Annotated in this window: 21 protein-coding genes, 3 tRNA genes and 1 riboswitch; of the genes, 10 read left to right on the top strand and 14 right to left on the bottom strand. The window is 69.5% G+C overall.

What is annotated here, in order from left to right; all coding sequences use genetic code 11:
- The 4 genes from cysD to ACYVIO_RS31850 form a co-directional block, all read right to left on the bottom strand.
- Positions 1–682: sulfate adenylyltransferase subunit CysD (gene cysD, locus ACYVIO_RS31835; protein ID WP_460654637.1), on the bottom strand; the 682-nt coding region annotated here is incomplete at its 3' end.
- Positions 664–1,350 carry a phosphoadenylyl-sulfate reductase gene (locus ACYVIO_RS31840; RefSeq protein WP_460654638.1) on the bottom strand — a complete coding sequence of 229 codons (687 nt, stop codon included), beginning with the start codon at positions 1,348–1,350 and terminating at the stop codon, positions 664–666. The genes ACYVIO_RS31840 and cysD, both read right to left, overlap by 19 nt.
- Positions 1,347–1,496: a hypothetical protein gene (locus tag ACYVIO_RS31845; protein WP_460654639.1), complete on the bottom strand. Its 150-nt coding sequence runs from the start codon at positions 1,494–1,496 to the stop codon at positions 1,347–1,349. Before ACYVIO_RS31845 ends, ACYVIO_RS31840 begins: the two co-directional genes overlap by 4 nt.
- Positions 1,493–3,196, bottom strand: a complete 1,704-nt coding sequence (locus tag ACYVIO_RS31850) for a nitrite/sulfite reductase (RefSeq protein ID WP_460654640.1) — start codon at positions 3,194–3,196, stop codon at positions 1,493–1,495. The genes ACYVIO_RS31845 and ACYVIO_RS31850 overlap by 4 nt, the downstream gene beginning before the upstream one ends.
- A 409-nt stretch (positions 3,197–3,605) precedes the next feature.
- Here ACYVIO_RS31850 and ACYVIO_RS31855 point away from each other — a divergent pair, with 409 nt between their 5' ends.
- The 4 genes from ACYVIO_RS31855 (at position 3,606) to ACYVIO_RS31870 (ending at position 7,964) form a co-directional block, all read left to right on the top strand.
- Positions 3,606–4,172 (top strand): ArsR/SmtB family transcription factor, encoded by a 567-nt coding sequence (locus ACYVIO_RS31855; RefSeq protein WP_460654641.1) that lies wholly within the window; start codon positions 3,606–3,608, stop codon positions 4,170–4,172.
- A gap of 50 nt (positions 4,173–4,222) precedes the next feature.
- A complete protein-coding gene (locus ACYVIO_RS31860; protein ID WP_460654642.1) occupies positions 4,223–5,371 on the top strand; it encodes an MFS transporter in 1,149 nt (382 codons plus the stop codon).
- A 108-nt stretch (positions 5,372–5,479) separates the two neighbouring features.
- The gene (locus tag ACYVIO_RS31865; RefSeq protein ID WP_460654643.1) at positions 5,480–7,339 is read left to right on the top strand and encodes a glycoside hydrolase family 9 protein; all 1,860 of its coding nucleotides are present in this window, start codon (positions 5,480–5,482) and stop codon (positions 7,337–7,339) included.
- A gap of 16 nt (positions 7,340–7,355) precedes the next feature.
- Positions 7,356–7,964: a hypothetical protein gene (locus ACYVIO_RS31870; RefSeq protein WP_460654644.1), complete on the top strand. Its 609-nt coding sequence runs from the start codon at positions 7,356–7,358 to the stop codon at positions 7,962–7,964.
- Between the two features lie 2 nt (positions 7,965–7,966).
- On the opposite strand, the gene ACYVIO_RS31875 is transcribed toward ACYVIO_RS31870, so the two are convergent.
- From ACYVIO_RS31875 to ACYVIO_RS31890, 4 genes are all read right to left on the bottom strand, one after another.
- Entirely contained in the window at positions 7,967–8,467 is a 501-nt protein-coding gene (locus tag ACYVIO_RS31875) for a GbsR/MarR family transcriptional regulator (RefSeq protein ID WP_460654645.1), read from the bottom strand.
- Positions 8,468–8,537: 70 nt separating this feature from the next.
- Positions 8,538–9,284 carry a hypothetical protein gene (locus ACYVIO_RS31880; protein WP_460654646.1) on the bottom strand — a complete coding sequence of 249 codons (747 nt, stop codon included), beginning with the start codon at positions 9,282–9,284 and terminating at the stop codon, positions 8,538–8,540.
- A gap of 272 nt (positions 9,285–9,556) precedes the next feature.
- Positions 9,557–11,005 (bottom strand): glycine hydroxymethyltransferase, encoded by a 1,449-nt coding sequence (locus ACYVIO_RS31885; RefSeq protein ID WP_460654647.1) that lies wholly within the window; start codon positions 11,003–11,005, stop codon positions 9,557–9,559.
- A gap of 27 nt (positions 11,006–11,032) precedes the next feature.
- Positions 11,033–11,114: riboswitch (ZMP/ZTP riboswitch) on the bottom strand.
- A 43-nt stretch (positions 11,115–11,157) separates the two neighbouring features.
- Complete coding sequence (locus tag ACYVIO_RS31890; protein ID WP_460654648.1) at positions 11,158–12,783, bottom strand: acyl-CoA dehydrogenase family protein; 1,626 nt, start codon at positions 12,781–12,783, stop codon at positions 11,158–11,160.
- An 18-nt stretch (positions 12,784–12,801) separates the two neighbouring features.
- Here ACYVIO_RS31890 and ACYVIO_RS31895 point away from each other — a divergent pair, with 18 nt between their 5' ends.
- From ACYVIO_RS31895 to ACYVIO_RS31905, 3 genes are all read left to right on the top strand, one after another.
- A complete protein-coding gene (locus ACYVIO_RS31895) occupies positions 12,802–14,100 on the top strand; it encodes a YihY/virulence factor BrkB family protein (RefSeq protein WP_460654649.1) in 1,299 nt (432 codons plus the stop codon).
- A gap of 214 nt (positions 14,101–14,314) precedes the next feature.
- Entirely contained in the window at positions 14,315–15,376 is a 1,062-nt protein-coding gene (gene rsgA, locus ACYVIO_RS31900; protein ID WP_460654650.1) for a ribosome small subunit-dependent GTPase A, read from the top strand.
- Between the two features lie 50 nt (positions 15,377–15,426).
- On the top strand, positions 15,427–16,170 hold the full coding sequence (locus ACYVIO_RS31905) for an SDR family NAD(P)-dependent oxidoreductase (protein ID WP_460654651.1): 744 nt from the start codon (positions 15,427–15,429) through the stop codon (positions 16,168–16,170).
- On the opposite strand, the gene ACYVIO_RS31910 is transcribed toward ACYVIO_RS31905, so the two are convergent.
- The 4 genes from ACYVIO_RS31910 to ACYVIO_RS31925 all read right to left on the bottom strand — a co-directional run bounded on the left by ACYVIO_RS31910 (position 16,155) and on the right by ACYVIO_RS31925 (position 17,071).
- A complete protein-coding gene (locus tag ACYVIO_RS31910; protein ID WP_460654652.1) occupies positions 16,155–16,712 on the bottom strand; it encodes a GNAT family N-acetyltransferase in 558 nt (185 codons plus the stop codon). The genes ACYVIO_RS31905 and ACYVIO_RS31910 overlap by 16 nt on opposite strands.
- 90 nt (positions 16,713–16,802) lie before the next feature.
- Positions 16,803–16,874: transfer RNA gene (locus tag ACYVIO_RS31915), tRNA-Val, on the bottom strand.
- Between the two features lie 24 nt (positions 16,875–16,898).
- Positions 16,899–16,969, bottom strand: a tRNA-Cys gene (locus ACYVIO_RS31920).
- Positions 16,970–16,998: 29 nt separating this feature from the next.
- A tRNA-Gly gene (locus ACYVIO_RS31925) sits at positions 16,999–17,071 on the bottom strand.
- A gap of 115 nt (positions 17,072–17,186) precedes the next feature.
- On the opposite strand from ACYVIO_RS31925, the gene ACYVIO_RS31930 reads away from it, so the two are divergent.
- Entirely contained in the window at positions 17,187–17,645 is a 459-nt protein-coding gene (locus tag ACYVIO_RS31930) for a pyridoxamine 5'-phosphate oxidase family protein (protein ID WP_460654653.1), read from the top strand.
- A gap of 60 nt (positions 17,646–17,705) precedes the next feature.
- Here the strand turns inward: ACYVIO_RS31930 and ACYVIO_RS31935 are convergent, their stop codons facing one another.
- Together ACYVIO_RS31935 and ACYVIO_RS31940 are read right to left on the bottom strand one after the other, a co-directional pair.
- On the bottom strand, positions 17,706–18,941 hold the full coding sequence (locus ACYVIO_RS31935) for an ankyrin repeat domain-containing protein (RefSeq protein WP_460654654.1): 1,236 nt from the start codon (positions 18,939–18,941) through the stop codon (positions 17,706–17,708).
- Positions 18,938–19,891 (bottom strand): SMP-30/gluconolactonase/LRE family protein, encoded by a 954-nt coding sequence (locus tag ACYVIO_RS31940; RefSeq protein ID WP_460654655.1) that lies wholly within the window; start codon positions 19,889–19,891, stop codon positions 18,938–18,940. Before ACYVIO_RS31940 ends, ACYVIO_RS31935 begins: the two co-directional genes overlap by 4 nt.
- A gap of 138 nt (positions 19,892–20,029) precedes the next feature.
- Between ACYVIO_RS31940 and ACYVIO_RS31945 the strand changes: the two genes are divergently transcribed.
- On the top strand, positions 20,030–21,610 hold the full coding sequence (locus ACYVIO_RS31945; RefSeq protein ID WP_460654656.1) for a sensor histidine kinase: 1,581 nt from the start codon (positions 20,030–20,032) through the stop codon (positions 21,608–21,610).
- 625 nt (positions 21,611–22,235) lie between these two features.
- On the top strand, positions 22,236–22,856 hold the full coding sequence (locus ACYVIO_RS31950; RefSeq protein ID WP_460654657.1) for a response regulator: 621 nt from the start codon (positions 22,236–22,238) through the stop codon (positions 22,854–22,856).
- Positions 22,857–23,503: the final 647 nt, after the last annotated feature.

Genomic DNA, 23,503 nt, shown 5'->3' on the forward strand with positions numbered 1-23,503 from the left:
CGCGCTCGAACACGTCGCGCTCGTGGGCGTAGTAGATGCTCGGGAGCGCGATGTTCTCGCGGTCGATGTAGTTCCAGATGTCCAGCTCGGTCCAGTTCGACAGCGGGAACACCCGGACGTGCTCGCCTGGCTTGTGCTTGCCGTTGTAGAGAGACCACAGCTCGGGCCGCTGGTTGCGGGGGTCCCACTGACCGAACTCGTCACGCAGGCTGAAGATCCGCTCCTTGGCCCGGGCGCGTTCCTCGTCGCGCCGTCCGCCGCCGAACACGGCGTCGAACCGGTGCGCGTTGATCGCGTCCAGCAACGGGACTGTCTGCAGCGGGTTGCGCGTACCGTCGGCGCGTTCACGCAGCCGGCCGTCGGCCAGGTAGTCCTCCACCCGGGCGACCTCGAGCCGCAGCCCGAGCGCGCCGACCGTGGCGTCGCGGTAGTCGAGCACCTCGGAGAAGTTGTGCCCGGTGTCGACGTGCAGCAGCGTGAACGGCACACCGGCCGGCGCGAACGCCTTCCGCGCCAGGTGCAGCATCACGATCGAGTCCTTGCCACCGGAGAACAGGATCACCGGCCGCTCGAACTCCGCCGCCACCTCACGGAAGACGAAGATCGACTCGCTCTCCAGCGCGTCCAGCTCGGTCACGGTTGCCGGGGGCAAGCTCACGGCGGTCACGTGTGGAGCCCGCATTCGATCTTGCCCTGGCCGGCCCAGCGGCCGCTGCGCGGGTCTTCACCCGGGGCGACCTGCTTGGTGCACGGCTGGCAGCCGATCGACGGGTAACCGTCGTACTGGAGCAGGTTGACCAGCACGCCGTTGTCGTTGATGTAGCCGTCCAGGTCGTCCTGGGTCCAGGGGGCGATCGGGTTCAGCTTCACCATGTCGCGCTTCTCGTCGTACTCGACGAGCTGGGTGTTGGCCCGCGTCGGCGCTTCTTCCCGCCGTACGCCGGTCACCCAGGCCTTGTAGCCGGACAGCACCCGGTTCAGCGGCTCGACCTTGCGCATCGCGCAGCACTTGTCCGGCTGCGTCGCGAACAGGTCCTTGCCGTACGTCGCGTCCTGCTCGGCGACGGTCTGCTTCGGCGTCGCGTTGATCAGGTTGATCGGGAGCGTCGCGGCGACCGCGTCCCGGGTGCCGATGGTCTCGGCGAAGTGGTAGCCGGTGTCGAGGAACAGCACGTCCACGCCCGGAGCGGCCTCGGCAGCCAGGTGGGGGAGCGCCCCGTCGGCCATCGACGCGGTCACCACGAGCTCGTCACCGAACGTCTCCCGAGCCCACGCCAGCACTTCCTGCGCCGAGGCGTCGGCTAGTCGTTCGTTCGCCTCCTCGGCGAGCGTCTTCAGGTCTGTACTCATTTCACCGTCACCCGCAGTCCGATCATCTTGAGCTGGAACACCCGTGCACACGGCCGGCACTCCCAGGCGCCGTGCCCTTCCTCCGACGGACGAAGGTCCTCGTCCCCGCAGTACGGGCAGTAGAGAGGTGCAGCGCGTTCGCTCATTGCAAAGCCTCCTCGTCGGCACGGACGACCCACTGGGCGAAACGCTCGCCGTCGGACCGCTCTTTCAGGTAGTTCTGGGTGACGCGTTCGATGTAGTCGGTGAGTCCGTCGGAGGTGACCTTGTGGCCGCGCAGCTTGCGGCCGAAGCCGGCGTCGAGGCCGAGTCCGCCGCCGAGGTGGACCTGGTAGCCGGGGACCTGGTTGCCGTCGGCATCGAGGACCAGCTGGCCCTTGAGGCCGATGTCGGCGACCTGGATCCGGGCGCAGGAGTTCGGGCAGCCGTTCACGTTGACCGTGATCGGTACGTCGAGCTCGGGGATCCGCTCCTCGAGGTCGTCGATCAGCTGGGCCGCGCGGGCCTTGGTCTCGACGATCGCCAGCTTGCAGAACTCGATGCCGGTGCAGGCCATCGTGTTGCGCCGCCAGGCCGACGGCCGCGCCTGGAAGCCGAGGTCGGCGAGCTGGGCGACCAGCGACTCGACCTGCGCCTCCGGGACGTCCAGCACGATCAGCTTCTGCTGCGCGGTGGTCCGGATCCGGTCCGAGCCGTGCGCGGCGACGACCTTGGCCAGCTGGGCGAGCTTGGCGCCGGAGACCCGTCCGACGACCGGCGCGACGCCGACGTAGTACAGGCCGTCCTTCTGCCGGTGCACGCCGACGTGATCACCTTGTACGGCGGGGATCTCGGGCGCGGGACCGTCGATCAGCTTCCGGCCGAGGTACTTGTCGCTCTCCAGCACCTCGCGGAACTTGTCGATGCCCCAGTCGGCGACCAGGTACTTCAGCCGCGCGCGGTTGCGCAGCCGGCGGTACCCGTAGTCGCGGAAAATGCTGACGACGCCCTTCCAGGCCAGGTGCACCTCGTCGATCGGGATCCACGCCCCGACGCGCTGAGCGAGCATCGGGGTGGTGGACAGTCCGCCACCGACCCACAGGTCGAAGCCCGGGCCGTGCTCGGGGTGGACGACGCCGACGAAGCTGATGTCGTTGACCTCCGGCACCACGTCGTGCGACGGGTGGCCGGTCATCGCGGTCTTGAACTTGCGCGGCAGGTTGGAGAACTCGGTGCTGCCGATGTACTTCTCGACGATCTCGTCGATGGCCGGCGTCGGGTCGATGATCTCGTCCGCGGCGATCCCGGCGACCGGGCTGGAGATGATCACTCGCGGCACGTCGCCGCAGGCCTCGGTCGTGTACAGGCCGACGGCCTCGAGCTTCTCCCAGATCGCGGGCACGTCCTCGACCCGGATCCAGTGCAGCTGGATGTTCTGCCGGTCGGTGATGTCGGCGGTGTCGCGGGCGTAGGTGCTGGAGATCTCGGCGATCACGGCGAGCTGCTCGGTGGTCAGCTGACCGCCCTCGATCCGGACCCGGAGCATGAAGAACTTGTCGTCCAGCTCCTCCGGCTCCAGCGTCGCGGTCTTGCCGCCGTCGATCCCGGGCTTGCGCTGGGTGTAGAGGCCCCACCAGCGGAAGCGGCCGCGCAGGTCGGCCGGGTCGATCGAGTCGAACCCGCCGTGCGCGTAGACGTTCTCGATCCGGGCCCGGACGTTCAGGCCGTCGTCGTTCTTCTTGTTCTCCTCGTTCTTGTTCAGCGGCTCGCGGTAGCCGAGCGCCCATTGACCTTCGCCCTTGCCCTTGCGGGGGCGGGCGGCCTTACGAGGAGGATCAGTACGGGGGGCAGAGGTGACGCCAGTCATCTGGGGGCGTGTCCTTGTCTGTCCAGACAGGTGCGCTCTCGCGATGGAGGCTCGAAACGTCATCGGTTCGATCCGGTCTGCGCGGTGCGCACCCAGCGGTGATCAGGTGATCAGGGGGCCGTGAGGGGCCCGAGCAGGGTGGCTGTCAGATCGTCGAAGGACAACAGATGGCGCTGCGCATCCGCCCGAGGTCGACGTGAATCCGACCTACGAGGTGGGTTGACTGGGCAGCGAGCATGGTCACAACGATCAGCGCAGGCGGCTGACAAATCAACTCCCTATCCTGCATCGCGAGACGCGTTCTCAGGATGTGGATAAGTGCACCGACTGGGTCGTGATTCTTTCGCGCTCAGTTCGTGATCTGCAAGAACTCTTGCGCAAGAGTTCTTGTCATTGCTACGGTCCGGAGATGAGCCCCGCGAACCGTCGTACCGCCGACCCGTCCGTGATCGCCGCGATCCACCACCCGCTGCGACGGCGGCTGATCGACCTGCTCGGCGTGAACGGCCCGTCGACCGCCTCGCGGTTGGCGGAGACGACGGGGGAGCTGGTCGGGAACATCAGTCACCACCTGAAGGTCCTGGCGGCCGCCGGGGTGATCGTGGAGGCGCCGGAACTGGCCAAGACGCGGCGCGAACGGTGGTGGCGATCGGCCAAGGCGTCGTACTCGTGGTCGATCGCGGACGCCGGTGGGGATCCCGCCGGCGAGCTGGTCGCGGAGACCGCCGAGGAGGCGAACCTCACACACCACACGACGAAGGTCCGGCAGTGGTTCGGGCTGCGCTCGGAGTACGACGAGCCGTGGGTCCGCGCGGCGGTGGCGACCGAGAGCTGGGTGACGGTGACGCCGGAGCGGCTGGAGGAGCTGGGGACCCGGCTCAGCGCCTTGATCCAGGAGTACGTCGACGAGCCCTCCGAGGGCGAGGGCGCCCACCCGGTCTTCGTCTTCGCCCACGCCGTACCGGCCCGGCCGTGAGCGCCGTGCTCGAAGCTCCTGTGTTTCCGCCGTTGGGGCGGGATCGGCGGGTGCAGGGGTGGATCTTGTCCGCCGGGGTTTCACAGGCTGGGGACGTGGCCTGGTACGTCGGGTTGGCGTGGAGCGCTACGCAGGTGACCTCGCCGGCGGGGGCTGGGCTGGTGATGGGGATCGGGGCGTTGCCTCGGGCGCTGGTGCTGCTGTGGGGTGGGGCTCTGGCTGATCGGCTGGATGCGCGACGGACGATGATCCTGGCGAATCTCGGGCGGATCCTCGTCCTGGCGGCCGCCGCGATCGCGGTCGCGGTCTCCGGGGTTTCGCTGGCGCTCCTGCTCGTCGTGGCCGTGCTGTTCGGGCTGGTGGACGCGCTCTACACGCCGGCGGCGGGGACGATGCCGCGGCGGATGGTGCGGGCCGAGGACCTGGTGAAGCTTGCCGCAAGCACCCAGTTGGCGAATCGGCTCGCGGTCTTCGTCGGTGCTCCGCTCGGAGGCTTCCTGGTCGCGCACGGAGGACTCGCCGCTGTGATGATCGTGGATGCGATCTCCTTCGGGGTGATCGCGGTCGCGCTGGCCTGGGTCGTCCGCCCGCGGCTCCCGCAGGTGTCGTCCGCGGGCTCGTCGATCCGCGCGGATCTCCAAGCCGGCTTCGGATACCTGCGCCGAGACCTTCCGGCGCGGACCCTGGTGATCGCGTTCTTCGGGCTCAACCTCTGCGTCGGCCCGGTGCTCGCCGTCGGCCTGGTGCAGCGGACGTCGGCGGCTGGATGGGGTGCCGGTTCGCTCGGGCTGTTCCAGGCGTGCTCGGGCATCCTCGCCGCGACCGGCGCCGTACTGGCCATGCGCTGGAAGCCGGCGAACCTGGCCCGAGCCGGCCTGCTCGCCCTCATCTTCCAGGCCGCCGGCTGCGCGGCGATCGGCTTCGCACCCCGGGCAGGCGTTTTCGTTGCGATGGGCATCATCGGCTTCACCGCCGGCCTCGCGTCGGCACAGTTGTCTGCGGCGTTCCAGCAGACCATCGCCCCGGCGTACCTGGGCCGCACGAGCAGCATCGTCAGCCTCTCCGACGAGGCCCTGATGCCACTTGCCATGACCGGCTTCGGCGCCCTGATCTCCGGCGCCGGAATTCCCTTCGCCTGCGCCCTTCTCGGCACGGTCTTCGCCGCCTTGATGGTCTGGTCGGCCACTCGACTGACCTGACCGTACGACGGCAGTTGGCACGATCTCTTGCTGGCGGGGGAGCGGGGCGCTAGTTTGTGGCGACCAATAGGAAAGTTTCCTAACGGTCGATCGCCGAGGAGCCCTGCCATGCGCCCCTTCCGCCGTGCCGTCCTGGCAATTGTGGTCCCCGCGAGCCTCGTGCTCGCGATGACCACGGCGTCCGCCGCGCAGGTCGCGGCTCCACCGGCCGGCGGGCTCGTGCGGGTGAACCAGCTCGGGTACGCCGCGGGCGCGGCCAAGGTCGCCTACCTGATGAGCGGTACGGCGTCAGCCGGAGCCAAGTTCTCGGTGCTCGACCGGTCGGGTCGACGGGTGCTGACCGGCCGCGTCGGCGCGGACGCGGGGGAGTGGAACGCGGCGTACAAGCACGTCCATCGGATCGACTTCTCGGCTGTACGTCGTCCGGGTAAGTATCGGGTTGAGGTCGAGGGTTCGACGTCGCCGGTGTTCGAGGTGAAGGTCGGGGACGGGCTGGAGGAAGCCGCGGCGGACAAGGCGGTCGGGTTCTTCACCGAGCAGCGCGACGGCGCGCACGTGCCGAGCGGGCCGCTCGGGCGGAAGGCGTCGCACCTCACCGACCGGGCCGCGTCGGTCTACGACTGGCCGGTGTTCACCGGGCCGGACACGGATCAGTCGACCGGTGAACTGCTTCAGCTCGGCGGGCCGGTCGACGTCGAGGGCGGGTGGTTCGACGCGGGGGATTACCTCAAGTTCACCCACATCGCGGCGTACTCGGATTCGTTGCTGTGGGCATCGGCCCGGGACGGCCGGCGGCTGAATCCGACGCTGCTGAAGGAAGCGCGGCACGGGCTCGACTGGCTGGACAAGATGTGGGACGAGCGGACGAAGACGCTCTACATCCAGGTCGGCGTCGGCACCGGGAACGCCGAGGGCACGTTCGTCGGCGACCACGACGTGTGGCGACTGCCCGAGGTGGACGACACGCTCTCCGATCCGAGTGAGCGCTTCCTGAAGAACCGCCCGGTGTTCCGTGCCGCTGCGCCGGGCGCGCTGATCAGCCCGAACCTCGCCGGCCGGACGGCCGCGGCGTTCGCGCTCGCGGCGCAGGTCGAGCTGTCGCCGACGAAGGCTCGCCGGTACTTGGAGACTGCCGCGCAGATCTACGCGCAGGCGAAGACGACGGGCGTGGATCAGTTGGTCACGTCGCTGCCGTTCGCGTTCTACCCCGAGAGCGCGTGGCGCGACGATCTCGAACTGGGTGCCGCCGAGTTGGCGCTCGCCGCGCAGAAGCTCCACGACCCGCGCGCCCGGACCTGGCTGCAGAAGGGCGACTACTGGGCCGGCCAGTACCTCGAGCACGAGGCCGGCGGCGACACCTTCAACCTGTACGACGTGAGCGCGCTCGCCCACACCGACCTGATCCGCGCCACACGGGCAGACCGGCGTACGGCAGTCGGCGTCAGTGCCCTGAAGGCAGACCTTCGAGCGCAGCTGGAGATCGGCGTCCAGCGAGCGGCCGCGGAGCCGTTCGGCGCCGGCGCGCAGTACGACAACTTCGACGCCGTACCGCACGCCTTCGGCCTGGCCGCGACCGCACGTCTCTACAGGGAAGTCACCGGCGACCGCCGCTACGACACCTTTGGCGAACGCCAGCTGGACTGGAACTTCGGCGCGAACCCGTGGGGCGTGCCGTTCATGATCGGCGTCGGCGAGAAGGTCGAGCGCTGCCCGCACCACCAGATCGCGAACATCAAGAACCGCCCGCTGATCGGTGCCGTCGTCAACGGTCCGAACTCCGCCGACCTGTTCGAGGAAGGCCTCGGCGACAACCTCGACGGCATGCTGCCGTGCCCCGCCAACGGTGTCGACCGCTACGAACCCTTGACCGGCAAGGGTTCCCGCTACGTCGACGACGTCCGCTCCTGGCAGTCCTCCGAACCCGCCGACGACTTCGCCGCCATCGCGGTCTACGCCCTGAACCTCTGAGGTCTAAGGTGGCGCGGTGGCTGAGATCGACTGGGAGCAGGTCCGCGAGTTCACCCTCGGCACGGTCGCACGGCCGGCCACCCGGAAACGCAACCGGATCGAGTGGGGCCCGAAGGCGATCCGGGTGGCCCAGGGGCCGAAGGCCGACCGGGTCTTCACGCCGTGCGCGTACGTCGCTTCAGCGGGTGGCCTGAGCCTGGATCCCGACGGGAAGCAGCCGCTGTGCTCGGTGGCCGAGTCCGTCGAGAACACCTTCGAGGTGCGCGACGACCGGGGCGAGCCGGTCGGGACGATCACCCGGGTCCCGTCCGGCCGACCACTGCTTCGGCCGACCTGGCGGATCGATCAGCCTGGACGGCCGGAGGTTGTCGGCCGCACGGAATGGCTCAGTGGTGAACCGAAGGAGCTCGCCGCGAAGGCGGCGGGGCGGTTGTTCACCGGTGTGCTGGACGCCGTCTTCAGTGCAGGGGCCGAGGGTGGGGACCAGGCCACCAAGGAGCGGGTGCTGGAGTGGCGGGCCGACGGTGAGGTCGTGATGCTGTCCGAGGGCGCCAAGTCCGTCACGGTGACGGCGGACTGGCTGGATCGCCGGCTGCTGTTCGCCTACGTTCTCGTCGCTGGGTGACCTCAGCGCGCCGGGTGGTCGGTGCGCCAGTTCTTGATCATCTGGTCCATGTCGTCGCGGATGAACGCGAAGAAGTCGGCGGCTTCGGTGAGGCGCTGGCCGACCGGGTGGTCCGGGCCGAACAGGTCGGCGCCGCCGCGGCTGGAGGACTCCCACTCGCCGAGGGCGTTGTTGCGGCGTTCGAGGATGGCGGCGAAGACGTCGTCGCGGATCCGGTAGTGGTCCTTGCGGGAGCCGGGCAGACGCTCACGGGAGATGAAGCTGACCTGAAGCAGTTGCCGTACGGCGCCTGAGACGGCGGGCTGGCTGATCTGCAGCGACTCCGCGAGCTCGGACGCGGTCATCGTGCCGGTCGGGCTGACCAGCATCCGGCCCATCACCCGCGCGGACATCGACGGCACTCCACTGTTCGCCAGTACGCCGGCGAACCGCTCGACGAACTGACTGACCGCCTCGGCCGATGGCTCAACGGCGGCAGCATCAGTTGAAGCTTCCTGCGTCATGCCGAAACACTACCCGAATCCTATTTATCGCAACTATCACAATCTTCTGAGACTTTGCCTCCACCAGTGGCTAGCGGGTGCGTTCGCCGGTCGGCCGTTCACCGGGGTTCCGGTGCGGCCGATCGGCGACCTGACCGGGCGGCTTCACGGCCGACGCACCAACAGGCGGAGGAAGGGCTCGGGCGACCGTGTTGGCCACCTCGTTGGCGGATGCGCGCACCTGGTCGGGAGTGGTCTCGCCGCGGGCCGTAGGGGAGCGGCGCTCGGTGGGCTTGGTGAAGTCGGAGAGCGCGGCAACGACCTCCGGCGTGAACACCTCCGGCCGCGCACCACTGGCAGCGGCCGCCGGACCGGACGAGTCGGCCGGGCGGCGTACGAGCTCCCGCCCTTCGAGGACCAGGAACTTCACGAGCTCCTTCGCCCGCAGCACCCGGCTACGACGCAACACCCGGGACTCGCCCTGCAACGACGCCTTCGCCTTCCACCCGAGGTCGAACTCGACGCGTCCCCGCCGAAAGTCCGGATTGGTCTCGCCGCCCGAGTAACCACGGGCGTTCCCGTGGGTGAAGAACTCGCTGTAGAAGGCTCCAGGATCGTTGTGCTTCACATCGCCGACCCACCGCTTGTACTGGTCCGTCGGGATCTCGCCGCGCGCCCACGACTCGTCCATCAGCGCGTGCGACGTCTCGTTGAGCGGCCGGTGCCCGACGTAGTGGTACCGCGGCGATCCACCGGCCTTGCGGTTCTCGTACTCGGCGATGATCTGCGGCCACTCGTCCCCACTGCGTGACCTGCAGCGACGGCCGGTTCCGTCCACCGGTCAGGGCATTGAGCGCCCGCAGCGCCGCGATACCGGCCTTGTACAGCGGGACGCGGCGGCGCATGATCCGCGTCTCCCACGCGATCCGGTAGTCGCTCTCGAGCCAGTCTGATCCGACGAGCCGGCGGGCGTCACGGCGGTTCACGAGGCGGACGGCAGTACGACGCGAGCAGACACCATGGGCCGGGAGTCTAGGGCGCCAGAGGTCCGCCACAGACAGCACAGCGCCCGCCCCCAACCTCCCGGGAGCGGGCGCCGTACGACGACGATCAGTTCAGGTCGAGCCCCGGGTACAGCGGGTGCTTGTCGAGCAGCTCCGCGGAGGCCGCGCGGACCTTGTCGGCGACGCCGTCGGCGAGCACGTACTTCGCCTTCGACGGCGCCCCGGCCGACGTGCTGGTCGGCGTGACGCTCGACAGGACGTCGACCATCAGCTCGGCGACCTTGTCGAACTCGTCGCCGCCGAAGCCGCGGGTGGTCAGCGCCGGCGTACCGATCCGGACGCCCGAGGTGTACCAGGCGCCGTTCGGGTCACGCGGTACGGCGTTGCGGTTGGTGACGATGCCGGCGTCGAGCAGCGCCGACTCGGCCTGCCGCCCGGTGATCCCGTACGACGAGACGTCGAGCAGGACCAGGTGGTTCTCGGTGCCGTCGGTGACGAGCTTCACGCCACGCTTCATCAGGCCCTCGGCCAGCGTGACCGCGTTGTCGGCGACGTTCTGCGCGTACGTCTGGAACTCCGGCTGACGCGCCTCGGCCAGCGCGACGGCCTTGGCCGCCATCACCTGGCTGAGCGGACCACCGAGCACCATCGGGCAGCCGCGGTCGACGGCGTCGGCGTACTCGGGCTGGCACAGCACCATGCCACCGCGCGGACCGCGCAGCGACTTGTGCGTCGTGGTGGTGGTGACGTGCGCGTGCGGGACCGGGTCGAAGTCGCCGGTGAAGACCTTGCCCGCGACCAGCCCGGCGAAGTGCGCCATGTCGACCATCAGGGTCGCGCCGACCTCGTCGGCGATCTCGCGCATCTTGGCGAAGTCGACCTTGCGCGGGTACGCCGAGTAGCCCGCGATCAGGATCAGCGGCTTGAACTCGCGCGCGGTCGCGGCGACCTTGTCGTAGTCCAGCAGCCCGGTCTCCGGGTCGGTGCCGTACGAGCTCTGGTGGAACATCTTGCCGGAGATGTTCGGGCGGAAACCGTGCGTCAGGTGGCCGCCGGCGTCCAGCGACATGCCGAGCATCTTCTGGTCGCCGAGCGCCTTGCGCAGCTTGGCCCAGTCCTCGTCGGACAGGTCGTTGACGTGCTTGGCGCTCGCCTCGGCCAGGGCCGGGGACTCGATCCGGTTGGCCAGGATGGCCCAGAAGGCGACCAGGTTGGCGTCGATGCCGGAGTGCGGCTGGACGTAGGCGTGCGGGGCGTCGAACAGGGCCTTCGCGTGGTCGGCGGCGGCCTGCTCGACGATGTCGACGTTCTGGCAGCCGGCGTAGAAGCGGTGGCCGACGGTGCCTTCGGCGTACTTGTCGGACAGCCAGTTGCCCATCGTGAGCAAGGTGGCGGGGGAGGCGTAGTTCTCGCTCGCGATCAGCTTCAGCGAGGAACGCTGGTCTTCCAGCTCGGAGCGGATGGCGCCGGCGACGGTCGGTTCGACCGCGCCGATGACCTCGAGAGCGTTGCGGTACGCGGCCGACGCGGCGGTCGCGTCGAAGGGTTGAGTCATCGTCGTCTCTCCTGCGGTTGCACTCGGTCGCGGCACCCAGGCGCACGGTGCCGACGTCTTCTCGCTCCCCGGTGGTTCTCCACCTCACGCGCCAGTCGCGACGCGGTAACCCTAGCGTGTGACGGCGCTGGGGCGGACAACTCCCTGTCCTGTCAGAAGATGCGGTCCACGATGGCGCCGAACGGCGTCGTACGAGGCAAAGTCCCGAACACTCCACCCCAGTCGCCCGCCAGTCGCGAGGCCACGAAAGCGTCGGCGACCTCGGGCGTCGAGTAGCGGACCAGCAAGGACGCCTGCAGGCAAGCGGCCATCCGCGCAGCCAGTCGACGCGCACCGGCTTCGGCCTCGGAAACGTCGGAGAGCGCTTCCAGTACGTCGGTGACGGCCGCGTCCAGCCGATGGTCGGCGCCTCGAACCGAGCCGACCTCCGTCAGCCAGGCCTGCAGCGACTCGGGGCGACGCAGCGCCCGCAGTACGTCGAGCGCGTTGACCGTGCCCGAACCTTCCCAGATCGAGTTGAGCGGCGACTCGCGGAACAGCAGCGGCAGCCCCGACTCCTCGACGTACCCGTTGCCGCCCAGGCACTCCAGCGCCTCGGCGACCATCATCGGCGTCCGCTTGCAGACCCAGAACTTGGCCAGCGGCAGCGCGATCCGCCGGAACGCCTTCGCCTGCTCGTCGCCCGCCTCGGACGCGTCCACCGCGGCCGCGAGCCGCATGGCGAGAGCGGTTGCCGCCTCGCTCTCGATCGCCAGGTCGGCCAGCACGTTGCGCATCGCGGGCTTGTCGCGGAGCAGATCGCCGAAGGCACTCCGGTACGACGTGTGCCAGGTCGCCTCGACCAGCGCGCGCCGCATCAGCGCCGCGGATCCGAGCACGCAGTCGAGCCGGGTCGCGGCCACCATCTCGATGATCGTGCGCACTCCGGCACCCTCGTCGCCGAGCCGGTACCCGACCGTGCCGCTGAACTCGACCTCGCTGGATGCATTGGAGCGGTTGCCGAGCTTGTCCTTCAACCGCTGCAGCGCGAACACGTTGCGGTTGCCGTCAGCAAGAACTCTGGGGACGACGAAGCAGCTCAGGCCTTCCGGCGCCTGCGCCAGTACGAGGAACACATCGGCCTGCGGGGCCGAGCAGAACCACTTGTGCCCGGCCAGCAGGTACTCGTCACCGCTGCCGGTCGGCGTCGCCGTCGTCACGTTGGCGCGGACGTCGGAGCCGCCCTGCTTCTCGGTCATTCCCATGCCCGCGAGCACACCGGTCTTCTCGGCGACGGGCAGCCGGCGTACGTCGTACTGGGTGGATGCGAGCTTCGGGATCCACTCGCTGCCGAGGGACTCGGAAGCGCGAAGAGCCGGTACGGCGGCGTACGTCATCGAGATCGGGCACCCGTGGCCGGGCTCGACCTGGGACCAGACGTAGAAGCCGGCCGCGCGCGTCAAGTGTGGTGACGGCCGGTCGCTCGTCCAGGGCGCTGCCTGGAGCCCGAAGCCGATGGCCTTCTCCATCAACCAGTGCCACGACGGGTGGAAGTCGACCTCGTCGATCCGGTTCCCGTAACGATCGTGCGTCTTCAGGACCGGCGAGTTCTGGTTGGCCGGGAGCGCGTGGGAGAGCGCTTCCTGCGTTCCCGCGAGTTCTCCGACCTCCGCCAGCGCCGGATCTTTCGCCAGGTCCCCGTGCGGGCGCAGAGCGTCACCGAGCGACGAGTCCTGGGTGAAGAAGTTCACTCCCTGAAGTGGGGGAGCCTGATTCGTTACAGCGTTTGGGTCCGCCATGTCAGTACGGTAAGCGGTATGGCACGCTCTGGGTCAGCGCGAGGCGGTGGGACGTCGGTCTCACTCGCCTGGGTGCGACGTATCCCCGCGACGACCTGGAAGCTGATCACCCAGACCGTCGGCACCTGTCTGCGCTACCGGGTCACCGGTCTGGCCGCCGAGGGAGCGTTCTTCGCGATCCTCTCGCTGCCGCCGCTGATCTTCGGGCTGGCCGGCTCGATCGGTTTCATCGCCAGCCGGTACTTCGAGGTCGAGACGATCGAGGACATCAAGATCCAGATCGCCGACCTGGCGGCGCGGGCGCTGACCGACGACTCGGTCAAGACCGTCATCGTGCCGACGCTGAACCAGGTGCTGAACGGCGGCCGTCCCGACGTCATCTCGATCGGTTTTGTGCTCGCGCTCTGGTCCGGCAGCCGCGCGCTCAACGTCTTCGTCGACACCATCACGATCATGTACGGGATGGGCGGCAAGCGCGGCATCGTCCGGACCCGTGCGCTGTCGTTCAGCCTGTACTGCGCGGCGCTGGTCATCGGCGTCATCGTGCTGCCGCTGGTGCTGGCCGGTCCGGACGCGGTCGACGCGCTGCTGCCGCACCGGCTGGACTTCCTGAACCAGCTGTACTGGCCGGTCGTCACGATCCTGTCGGCGGGCTTCCTGAACACGCTGTACCACTTGTCGGTTCCGGTCCGTACGCCGTGGGTCTCGGACCTGCCCGGCTCGTTCCTCGCGCTGTCGATCTGGATCCTCGGCAGCTTCGTGCTGCGCTGGATCCTGCAGAGCACGGTCGGCGGTACGTCGATCTACGGGCCGCTGGCGGCGCCGATCGCCGTACTGATGTGGCTGTACATGTCCGCGATCGCCGTACTGATCGGTGCGGCGCTGAACGCGGTGGTCGACCGGTTGTGGCCGCACAAGGCCCGCCGCGAGGCCGCCGAGCCGGTGATGAAGGCAGAACCCGACCCGAGTCACGAGGACAACCCGCTGACGCCGGGCGAGCTGCGACCTGAGGTGAAGCTCGCGCGGGCCGTGGAGGCGATGTCACCTGGGTCGCCGGTGGATCCGCCGGGACACGCGGTGGGGTATCCGTCGAACGAGGCTCCGGCGAAAGAGCAGCCGGTCCCGGAGAAGCCGAAGCCGCCGAAGCCTGCGGTCGCGAAGCCGGCCGGGGGAAAGCCCGCGGCCCGGGCTCCTCGTGCGGAGAAGCCTGTCGAGGCCAAGGCCGAACCGGCTCCCGTCGGGCCCGCTGAGGACGCCGTTGCGCGTGCTGACGCGGACAAGGTCGTCCAGGCGAACCGGACCGAAACCACGCCGTAGTAATTCCGGTGCGGTGGGTCGCAAGTCGACCTACCCTTGACGTATCGCGACAGTCCGCCGGATCCGGCGGCAAGGACCCCGAAGGGAGTTGAGACGACCATGCACTCCGATCTGGCCCACGAGGACCATCGAGCCGACGGGCCCGCTCTCTCCCACACCGTCCGGCCGCCGAGCTGATCTCCGCGGCCGGGCCTCCCGAAAGGTTCGTCGCACCATGTCAGCAACGCTCGAATCCCTCGGCCTGGACCAGTCCACTGCCGATTACCTCTCTGCCTTTCCCGACCTGATCCACGGCCGCGTCATCCGGGTCGACAAAGGCCTGTCCACCGTTCTCACCGCCGACGGCCCGGTCCGCGCCAGCTGGTCCGGTGGGGTGCTCGCCGCCGTCGCCGAGGACTCACAGTCGTCCCCGTGCACCGGCGACTGGGTCGGCCTGCGGTGCTGGCCGGACGACCGGATCACGCTCGAGGCGATCGCTCCTCGCCGTACGGCGATCGTCCGTGCCGAGGTCGGCGGCTCGTCCCGCGGCCAGGTGCTCGCGTCGAACGTCGACGTGATCGCCATCGTCGTCGGCCTGATCCCCGAACCGAACATCGGCCGGATCGAACGCTTCCTCGCCCTGGCCTGGGAGAGCGGCGCGCACCCGGTCGTCGTACTGACCAAGTCCGACCTGGTCGGCGACGCGGAGTCGATCGCCGAGGACGTTGCCACGGCCGCGCCGGGCGCCGACGTACTGGTCTGCAGTGCGACCACCGGTGAAGGCGTCGAAGCGGTCCGCGAGCTGCTGGCCGGCAACTCCACGATGGCTCTGCTCGGCGTCAGTGGCGCGGGCAAGTCGTCTTTGGTCAACGCTCTCGCTGGTGTCGAACTGCTCGACGTCCAGGCGATCCGCGAGGACGGCAAGGGGCGTCACACGTCCGTACGGCGTGAGCTGATCCCGCTGCCGCAGGGCGGAGTCGTGATCGACACGCCTGGGCTGCGGGGGATCGGGCTGCAGGAGTTCGGCGGGGGGCTGGCGGCGGCGTTCCCGGATGTCAGTGGGCTCGCGGAGCACTGCAAGTTCAAGGACTGCGCGCATCAGACCGAGCCCGGGTGTGCGGTGCAGGAAGCCCTTGCCGACGGCACCCTTCCGGTACGCCGGTACGAGAGCTGGATCAAGCTGCAGCGTGAGGCGGCGTTCATGGCCCGGCGGACGGATGCCAGGCTGCGGGCCGAGGCGAAGAAGGAGTGGGCCCGCCAGACGAAGAACTACCGCAAGGACATCACGCCGCGGTAGTGAACGGTCCGGCCGAGTGAGCGATCGGGCTCGGTGAAAGACTCGGGGGCATGAGTCGATCGGTGCTGGTGACGGGGGCTTCACGAGGAATCGGCGCGGCAACAGCGAAGGCTTTTGCCGCGGCCGGAGATCGGGTGGCCGTGCACTACGGCGCCTCGGCCTCGGCTGCTTCGGCGGTGCTGAAGGAGCTTCCGGGGGAGGGGCACGTCGTCGTACAGGCTGAGCTTGCCGACCCCGACGCGATCCGCCGGATGGTCGACGAGGCCGCGGCCGCGCTCGGCGGGATCGACGTCCTGGTCAACAACGCGGCGGTCTACTCGGCGCATCCGATCCGGCGTACGTCGTACGAGGACTGGCAGCAGGCCTGGGCCGACACACTCGGGGTGAATCTGATCGGCGCGGCCAACGCCTGCTGGTGCGCCGTGCAGCACATGAGCCGGGGCGGCCGGATCGTCAACGTTTCGTCGCGAGGCGCCTTCCGCGGCGAGCCGAACCAGCCGGCCTACGGCGTCAGCAAGGCCGGCCTGGTCTCGCTCTCGCAGTCGCTGGCCCGGGCTCTCGGTCCGGAGGGCATCGCGGTCACCGCGATCGCGCCCGGCTGGACGACCACCGACATGGCCGCGGACGCACTCGCCGGCGATGGCTACGAGCGTCGGCGGATGGAAAGCCCGCTGGAACGGGTCGCCGCCCCCGAGGAGGTCGCGGCCGCGATCCTGTACCTGGCCTCACCGGCCGCCGAGTTCGCCACCGGGACCGTGCTCGACTTCAACGGCGGTTCTCACTTGCGGATGTGAAGTGCGGTGAACTCCTCCGCGGTCATGCCGTACACGATGATGTCCTGGTAGGCGCCGGCCAGGAACTCGTGATCCCTGAGGTGCCCCTCGCGCTGGAACCCGAGCCGTTCCTGCAGCGCGATCGAGGCCTCGTTGTACGCGTACACGCCGGCTTCGGCCTTGTGGTAGCGCCGCTCCTCGAACATGAACCGCAGCAACAGCTTCACCGCGTCGCCGGCATAGCCCTGCTGCTGGTGCTCACGCCCGATCGCGATCCCGTAGCTGAACCGCCCGGACCGCCGACTGGTGTCGTTGGTCGAGCACGCGCCGACCACGGTGTCGGTCTCGATCGCCTCGATGGCGAGCTGCAGCCGGTCGTTCTCTTCCCCGTGGGTCGCCTGTTCCTCGGCCCAGGCCTGCATGGCGAACGCCGACCGCGGTGCGTGCACCATGTCGACGTTGCGCTGCATCTCACTGTCCTCGTCGAACCGGTGGAAGTCCGCCCAGTCCTCGGGCTCGATCGCCCGCAACCGAACCCGCTCACCCACCCACACAGAGCCCATGCCCAAGGATTCAAACAGGCTTACGGATCAAGTTCCACGCCTTAAAACAGAAGAAGGCGACGTGCAGAGCACGTCGCCTTCGATCTCGCGTGGACGATACTGGGATCGAACCAGTGACCTCTTCCGTGTCAGGGAAGCGCGCTACCGCTGCGCCAATCGTCCGTATGAAGTTCTTCAAGGTTTGCGAGGTGGAGACGGGATTCGAACCCGTGTACACGGATTTGCAGTCCGTTGCCTCGCCTCTCGGCCACTCCACCACAGAGTCTCAGCCTGCTGACCTCTTCCGAGCGAACGACCGGGTTCGAACCGGCGACCTCAACCTTGGCAAGGTTGCGCTCTACCAACTGAGCTACGTTCGCACTTCTCACCGGGAGTTTTTCGCTCCCTGCGAGAGCAGAACAGTAGCGCACTTTCGGGGCCAAGAAAAATCGGTATCGCAGCCTCCTGAACCCCCTGATTTGGCACACTTCCGATGTGACGGAGACCAACATGCCCGCCCCCGCGCGCCCTCTTGCAACCCGCAAAGCAGATGCTCTAGAGCGCCTCGCCACCGCCGTGGACGCCTGGGTCTCCACCGCCTCAGCGGACGGCGTCCCGTACCTCGTCCCGCTCTCCTTCATCTGGACCGGCGAGACCCTGATCCTCTCCACCGCCTCCCGCAACCCCACCAGCCTCAACCTCCAGGCCAACGGGCACGTCCACCTCGCCATCGGCGGCACCCGCGACGTCGTCCTCGTCACCGGTACGGCGCAGCGATTCGCCCCCACCCAGGAGCAGGGCGACACCTTCGCCGAGAAGACCGGATTCGACCCGAGAGCCCTCAAGGCGACGTACCCGTACTTCGAGGTCACGCCGGTCCGGATCCAGTCCTGGCGCGAGGCGAACGAGCTCGAGGGCCGGGATCTGATGCTGGACGGCGCCTGGCTCGTCTGAGCCGGCTGCGTAGCACCTCGCCGAGCTTGCCGCCGCCCGCGCTCGTGCCCGGTCGGCCTTCTACCGCGCCTTCGCCTCGCGAAGGATCGCGGCGAGCTCGTCGTACCCGCGCTTCTGGGCGTGCTGAAGGGGAGTGACACCGTCACTGTCCGCACGCGACGGATCGGCGCCCGCCGCGAGAAGAACGCGGACGATCTGCTGCCACGGCTCGGTGCCCTTGCCGAGGATGACGGCCTCCAGCAGCGCGGTCCAGCCGAGATCGTTGACGTGATTGACGTCGATCCCGGTCCGGACGACGCGACGGACGTACTCGACGTGGCCGCGTTCGCTGGCGGGAATCACCGAAACGCCACCGAACCGGTTCCGGAGAGTGAGATCCGGATGCGCCGGCAGGAGGGCTTCGAGCATGGCGACGCTTCCAGTGACACCCGTGACGAGCCAGGCCGAGTCCTGCCGGTCGTCCTGAGCGTCAGGGTCCGCGCCGAGCGCGACCAGCAAGCGGGCGACCTCCACGCGATCGTTCGACGCCGCCAGGATCAGCGGCGTACGGCGGTTGCCGTCTTTCGACTCGATCGGCGCACCGGCCGCCAGCGCGGCGGCGGCCAGGTTCGCGTTGCCTGAGGTCGCCGCGGACAGCAGCGCCGCCGCGGGGGAGTCCGGGCGCTTGGTCTCGAGCACGGCGGTCACCGCGCTCTGGCCGAGCTTCTTGGCGCCCTGCACCGGCGTGGTGCCGTCGCGCTCGGCCGGCTTGGCGCGGTCGGCGCCCGCGGCGATCAGCAGTCGCACGGTGCCGATGTACTGCGGTGTGCCCTTGCCGAGCAGAACCGCCTCGTGCAGTGCGGTCCAGCCGAGATTGTTGACGTGATCCACCGCGACGCCGGCCTTGAGCAGCCGGCCGACCACGTCCGCGTGGCCGCGCTCGGCAGCGCGGATCAGTGCTGTGCCGTGGTAGCTGTCGAGGCTCCGGACGTCGGCTCCGTGCTGCAGCGTGAGGTCGAGCAGTTCGACGTACCCCTCGCTGGCTGCGATCAGGAAGGCGCTCTGCACGGTGTCGTCCACCGCGTTGACGTCCGCGCCGGCGGTGATCAACCGGCGCGCGGCGGCGAGGTCGTTCTTCCAGGCGGCGGCGATGAGTTGATGGTCCAGATCGGTCGCTGTCGGCATCGTGGGCCTCGGGGTCGGGGTGGGCGTGGTCGTGGATGTCGTCGGGCTCGGCGGCGCGGCTTCGGTGGTGGAGCAGCCGGCCGCAGTCACCAGGATGACCGCGGCCACCGACAGCGCGCGAGTCACCTTCATCGGCGCGGCGGGGTCAGAGCGACGACCTGGTACGGCGGGGTCGCGGTCGGCTCGTCGAACTTGCTGTCGACCAGAAGCAGTCGGCCCTGCGCGAGCTTCGCGGTGGTGAGCACCCGGTCGGGGTCAGTGGGAGTCGCCGCGACGAGTCGCGCGGTCCGACCGTCTGGCGTCAGCCGGAGCGTGCTCAGCACCTTCGAGAAGTTGCGCACCACCCACAGCGTGCGGCCGTCCTGCACGAGTCCGTCCGCGTTGACCAGGTCCGCCGTACCGGTGCCGACCGCCGACACCGCGCCGGTGCGCAGCGAGAACCGCCAGAGCTTGCCCACGTTGCCCTGGGCCACAATCAGCGCGGTCCGGTCCGGGGACAGGACGATGCCGCCGAGGTTGAAGCCGGTCTGGGTCGGGATGGTCGCCGTCGCGTCCGCCCAGGTCCGGATGGTCCAGCGGCCGTGCTGTTCGGCGACTCGGAACACCTGCGGCGCGTTCGAGTTCGTCACGTACGCCGCGCCGTCCGGCCCGATCACCAGGTCGTTCAGGAACGCGTTCGGTACGCCGGTCCGCAGCGCCGCGAGCAGTTTCCCGTCGCGGTCGTAGACCCACAGGTCCGGCGCGCCCGGGTGGTCGATGCTGTTCGGGCCGCCCGCGACGTACACCCGGCCACGCGCGTCGACGGTGACGCCGCGGGCCGTCCAGCGCCCGTCCGTACCGTCGCCGGCCTGCCACTCGGTCGCGGGCGGGGACCCGAGCCGACCGCGGTGGATCTCGCCGCCGGTGGTCTCGGAGACGTAGAAGCGCTGCGCGCGAGCGTCGTACCCGATGCCCTCGAACTTCGACCCGCCGAGGTCGCCCTGCAGTTCGTAGGTCAGGGGCCGGGCGGACGCGGTGGGGACGACGACGCCGACCAGGGCGACGGACAGCACGAGCGTGGTGCACAGGGAGCGGACGGACATCGGGAACCTCTCATCGCTGGAACGGGATGTCTCCAGCGTGGTCCGTGTCGACGCTCGGTTCGACGGGAGATCGGCCACCGCTGGATAGCCGATCGGATGATTCTGTCGCCGGCTTCTCGGGCCTACCATCGGCAGGACATGACGACTTCACCGACACCGGCCGCCGTGCTCGGTCAGACCGGCGGGCTGCTAAAGGCGCTGCACACGACGTTCGTGGTCCTCGTGCTGGCCTCCGCGGTGCGCTACCTGACCGGTCACGGGTTCGGCGATCAGGCTCCGTGGATGATCGCGGGGGCCCTGGCTCTGCTGGCGACGTACGCCGCGGGGCCGGTCCTGCCTGGCCGGGTGTGGCTCGCGTTGCTGGTGGTGGTGTGGTTCGGGCTGGTGCTGTTGGCGCCTTCGTTCGCGTGGTGCGCCGTACCGCTGTCGTTCGTGGCCCTGCGGGTGCTGGCGTTCTGGCCGGCCTGCGCGGTGGTCGCCGGCATGGTGGCCACGGTGGTGGTCCAGTGGACCCGGATGGCTGACCGCCTCGACCCGACGATCGTGCTCGGGCCGGCGTGCATCGCCGTACTGGCGGTTGGCGCCTACCGGGCGCTGGAGCGGGATGCGGTAGCGCGACAGGTCCTGCTGGACGACCTGCATGCGGCGCAGGGAGACCTGGCCGACGCTCAACACCAGGCGGGTGCCCTGGCCGAGCGGGCGCGACTGTCGCGGGAGATCCACGACAGCGTCGCCCAGGGCCTGTCCAGCATCAACCTGCTCCTGCAGGCCGCCGAACGCGAGTGGGACGCCAGGCCGTCCGCGGCCCGCGAGCATGCGGCCCTGGCGGCAACGACCGCCCGAGACGGGCTGGACGAGGTACGCCGAGTGGTGCGGGACCTGGCGCCTGCCGAGCTGGCGGCCTCTGGGTTGGGTGCCTCTGGCGCGGCCGCTTCTGGCGCGGCCGCCACTGGCGCCGCTTTGGGGGCGACGGCACCTGGGGTTGCTGGCTCTGGCGCAGCAGCCTCTGACCCGGCCGCATCTGGGTTAGCCGCCTCTGCGACGGCTGCGTCTGGGATGGCGGCTTCTGGGTCGGCCGCTTCTGGCACGGTTGTCGCTGGGACGGGCGCGTCTGACACGGTCGGCGCTGGCGCGGCTGCCTCTGGCGCAAATGCTTCGGGGGCGGCAGCATCTGGGCTTGCTAGCTCTGGCGCGGCGGACCCTGGGGTTGCCGGCGCTGGCGCGGCTGCCTCTGGCACGGCCGCCACTCGTGCGAATGCTTCGGGGGCTGCAGCCGCTGGGGTTGCTGGCTCTGGCGCGGCTGCCTCTGGCCAACCTGCGCTGCCGGGTGCGCTGCGGCAGACCTGCGAACGGCTCGCCGCCGTGAGCGACGTCGATGTCCGGGTCCAGGTGCACGGGACCCCGGTGTCACTGGGCCCCGAGGTCGAGACAGCTCTGCTGCGTACTGCGCGAGGCGCCCTGGCCAACGTGCTCGAGCACTCCGCTGCCACGACGGCCGTGGTCACGCTGACGTACCAGCCGGACTCGGTGGTCCTCGACGTCCGCGACGACGGCCGCGGCCTTGCCAACCGTGGAACGACTGCCCCGGACCGTGGGAGAGGGCTGGCCGGCATGCGTGATCGCCTGAGCCAGCTCGGCGGCACGCTGATCCTGGAGAGCGAGCCCGGCGAGGGGACGGCGCTCGCGGCGTCGATCCCGCTGAAGGCGACGAGAACGTGAGCGCCAGCCGGTCGTCGAGAAGCGTGCCCGGGTCGAACCCGAGCCGACCCGCTGAAGGCGGCGAGAACGTGAGCGCCAGCCTGTCGTCGAGAAACGTGCCCGGGTCGAACCCGAGCCGACCCGCTGAAGGCGGCGAGAACGTGAGGACCAGCCCGTCGTCGAGAAACGTGCCCGGGTCGAACCCGAGCCGACCCGCTGAAGGCGGCGAGAACGTGAGGACCAGCCCGTCGTCGAGAAGCGTGCCCGGGTCGAACCGGACCCGATCGAGCGTCTGCGCCAGACCCGACAGCGCGATCGCGGTCTGCCGATGGCGGACCCGCACCGAGGCCCACCTGGTCGCGATCGACCGGGTCAACGTGTCCGTCCGTCGTACCGCCCAGGCCGCGGACCATCGCCGACCTGGTCGAGGGTGGAACGCTCGCCTACGTGCTGATGGTCGGTGGCCTGCGCATCCCCAGTCTCAGCACGGCCGGCTCCGACCCGGTGAAGCTGTCGGCGCGCGCCGGCCGGGTGTCTGCCGAGGTCGGACCTCCCGCCCAGGTCGGACCTCCCGCCCAGGTCGGATGTTCGGCCGCTGGGGCGGTCTCGTGATCAGGGTCGCGACCCCGGCCGCTCGGGCGGCGTCGTGATCAGGGTCGCGCTGGTGGACGATCACCCCGTCGTACGGGCCGGGATGCGTGCGCTGGTCGAAGGTCAGGACGACCTGTCAGTCGTGGGCGAGGCTTCCGACGCCCACAGCGCCGTGCAGCTCGTCGCCGCGATCCGGCCGGACGTCGTACTGATGGATCTCAACCTGGGCGCCGGCCCAGGCGGCGCCGAAGCGACCGCGCGCCTGCGGGCCCTCCCGGAACCGCCGCAGATCCTGGTCCTGACGACGTACGACACCGAGGCCGACATCATGAGCGCGATCGACGCGGGTGCATGCGGCTACCTGCTGAAGGACGCACCGCCCGAGGACCTGTTCCGCGCGATCCGCGGCACCGCTCGCGGCGAGACCATCCTGGCCCCGGCCGTGGCAGCCCGGCTGATGCGCCGAAGCGGCCCACTGCTCACCGAACGAGAGGTCGAGATCCTCGACCAGCTCGCGACCGGTCGATCCAACCGCGAGATCGCCCGCCGGTTGTTCGTCAGCGAGGCAACGGTCAAGTCGCACCTCTCGCACATCTACACCAAGCTCGAAGTCGACACCCGCGCCGCCGCCGTGGCCCGCGCGATCGAGCAACGCATCATCCGCCCACCGAGCTGACGACTGCCTGCCTGCGGGTTTGCGTTCGCCCACCTCTCGCCACCCAACTAACCGCTTTCCCAGCCGTCGGCACTGGCAACCCGCCCAACGCAACTCGGCCCCCAAGGCGCGTGCTCGCACACCGAGCGCCAGCGCCGTACAAACAACTAAAGGAACAGGGCGGTGGCCGGCGAGGTGCCAATGCGGCCGCCACTGTTGCCTTGGGTCGAGGCGGCACCGGCCGGAAATACAGAAAGAGGAAGAGGCGGAGTTTGCGCGGTGGGCGGCGTCTGTGTTGGCGTTGACCACGAGCAGTTGGGCGAAGGTGCTGCAGACCGGCCACCCGGAGGAGTCGACCGGAGTGAAGCCGCCCAAGTAGACCAGCCCAGCCGAGCGCAGCGAAGGCGCCCTGACAACCAACCCCAGACAACGCGGCCGAGCGCAGCGAAGGCGCACCCGGCAGACGACCTCAGCCACAGCGGCCGAGCGCAGCGAAGGCCCAAGGCGGCCCGGCAGCGAGGCGGAGTGCACAACGCGACGCCGCAGGGACCCCAGCCCCAGCCGCCGAGCGAAGCGAAGGCGCAGGGGTGCGGGTGGCGAAGCCCCCGCAACGCGGCAAGCGAAGCGCAGCCGCACAAAACGACGAAGGCGACCCGCTCCGCGCTCTC

The sequence above is a fragment of the Kribbella endophytica genome, assembly GCF_054781295.1.

Coding starts and splice junctions, on each gene's coding strand:
- ACYVIO_RS31840 (WP_460654638.1), bottom strand. CDS start 1,350: ATGAGTACAGACCTGAAGACGCTCGCCGAGGAGGCGAACGAACGACTA.
- ACYVIO_RS31845 (WP_460654639.1), bottom strand. CDS start 1,496: ATGAGCGAACGCGCTGCACCTCTCTACTGCCCGTACTGCGGGGACGAG.
- ACYVIO_RS31850 (WP_460654640.1), bottom strand. CDS start 3,196: ATGACTGGCGTCACCTCTGCCCCCCGTACTGATCCTCCTCGTAAGGCC.
- ACYVIO_RS31855 (WP_460654641.1), top strand. CDS start 3,606: ATGAGCCCCGCGAACCGTCGTACCGCCGACCCGTCCGTGATCGCCGCG.
- ACYVIO_RS31865 (WP_460654643.1), top strand. CDS start 5,480: ATGCGCCCCTTCCGCCGTGCCGTCCTGGCAATTGTGGTCCCCGCGAGC.
- ACYVIO_RS31875 (WP_460654645.1), bottom strand. CDS start 8,467: ATGACGCAGGAAGCTTCAACTGATGCTGCCGCCGTTGAGCCATCGGCC.
- ACYVIO_RS31885 (WP_460654647.1), bottom strand. CDS start 11,005: ATGACTCAACCCTTCGACGCGACCGCCGCGTCGGCCGCGTACCGCAAC.
- ACYVIO_RS31890 (WP_460654648.1), bottom strand. CDS start 12,783: ATGGCGGACCCAAACGCTGTAACGAATCAGGCTCCCCCACTTCAGGGA.
- ACYVIO_RS31895 (WP_460654649.1), top strand. CDS start 12,802: ATGGCACGCTCTGGGTCAGCGCGAGGCGGTGGGACGTCGGTCTCACTC.
- rsgA (WP_460654650.1), top strand. CDS start 14,315: ATGTCAGCAACGCTCGAATCCCTCGGCCTGGACCAGTCCACTGCCGAT.
- ACYVIO_RS31905 (WP_460654651.1), top strand. CDS start 15,427: ATGAGTCGATCGGTGCTGGTGACGGGGGCTTCACGAGGAATCGGCGCG.
- ACYVIO_RS31910 (WP_460654652.1), bottom strand. CDS start 16,712: ATGGGCTCTGTGTGGGTGGGTGAGCGGGTTCGGTTGCGGGCGATCGAG.
- ACYVIO_RS31935 (WP_460654654.1), bottom strand. CDS start 18,941: ATGAAGGTGACTCGCGCGCTGTCGGTGGCCGCGGTCATCCTGGTGACT.
- ACYVIO_RS31940 (WP_460654655.1), bottom strand. CDS start 19,891: ATGTCCGTCCGCTCCCTGTGCACCACGCTCGTGCTGTCCGTCGCCCTG.
- ACYVIO_RS31945 (WP_460654656.1), top strand. CDS start 20,030: ATGACGACTTCACCGACACCGGCCGCCGTGCTCGGTCAGACCGGCGGG.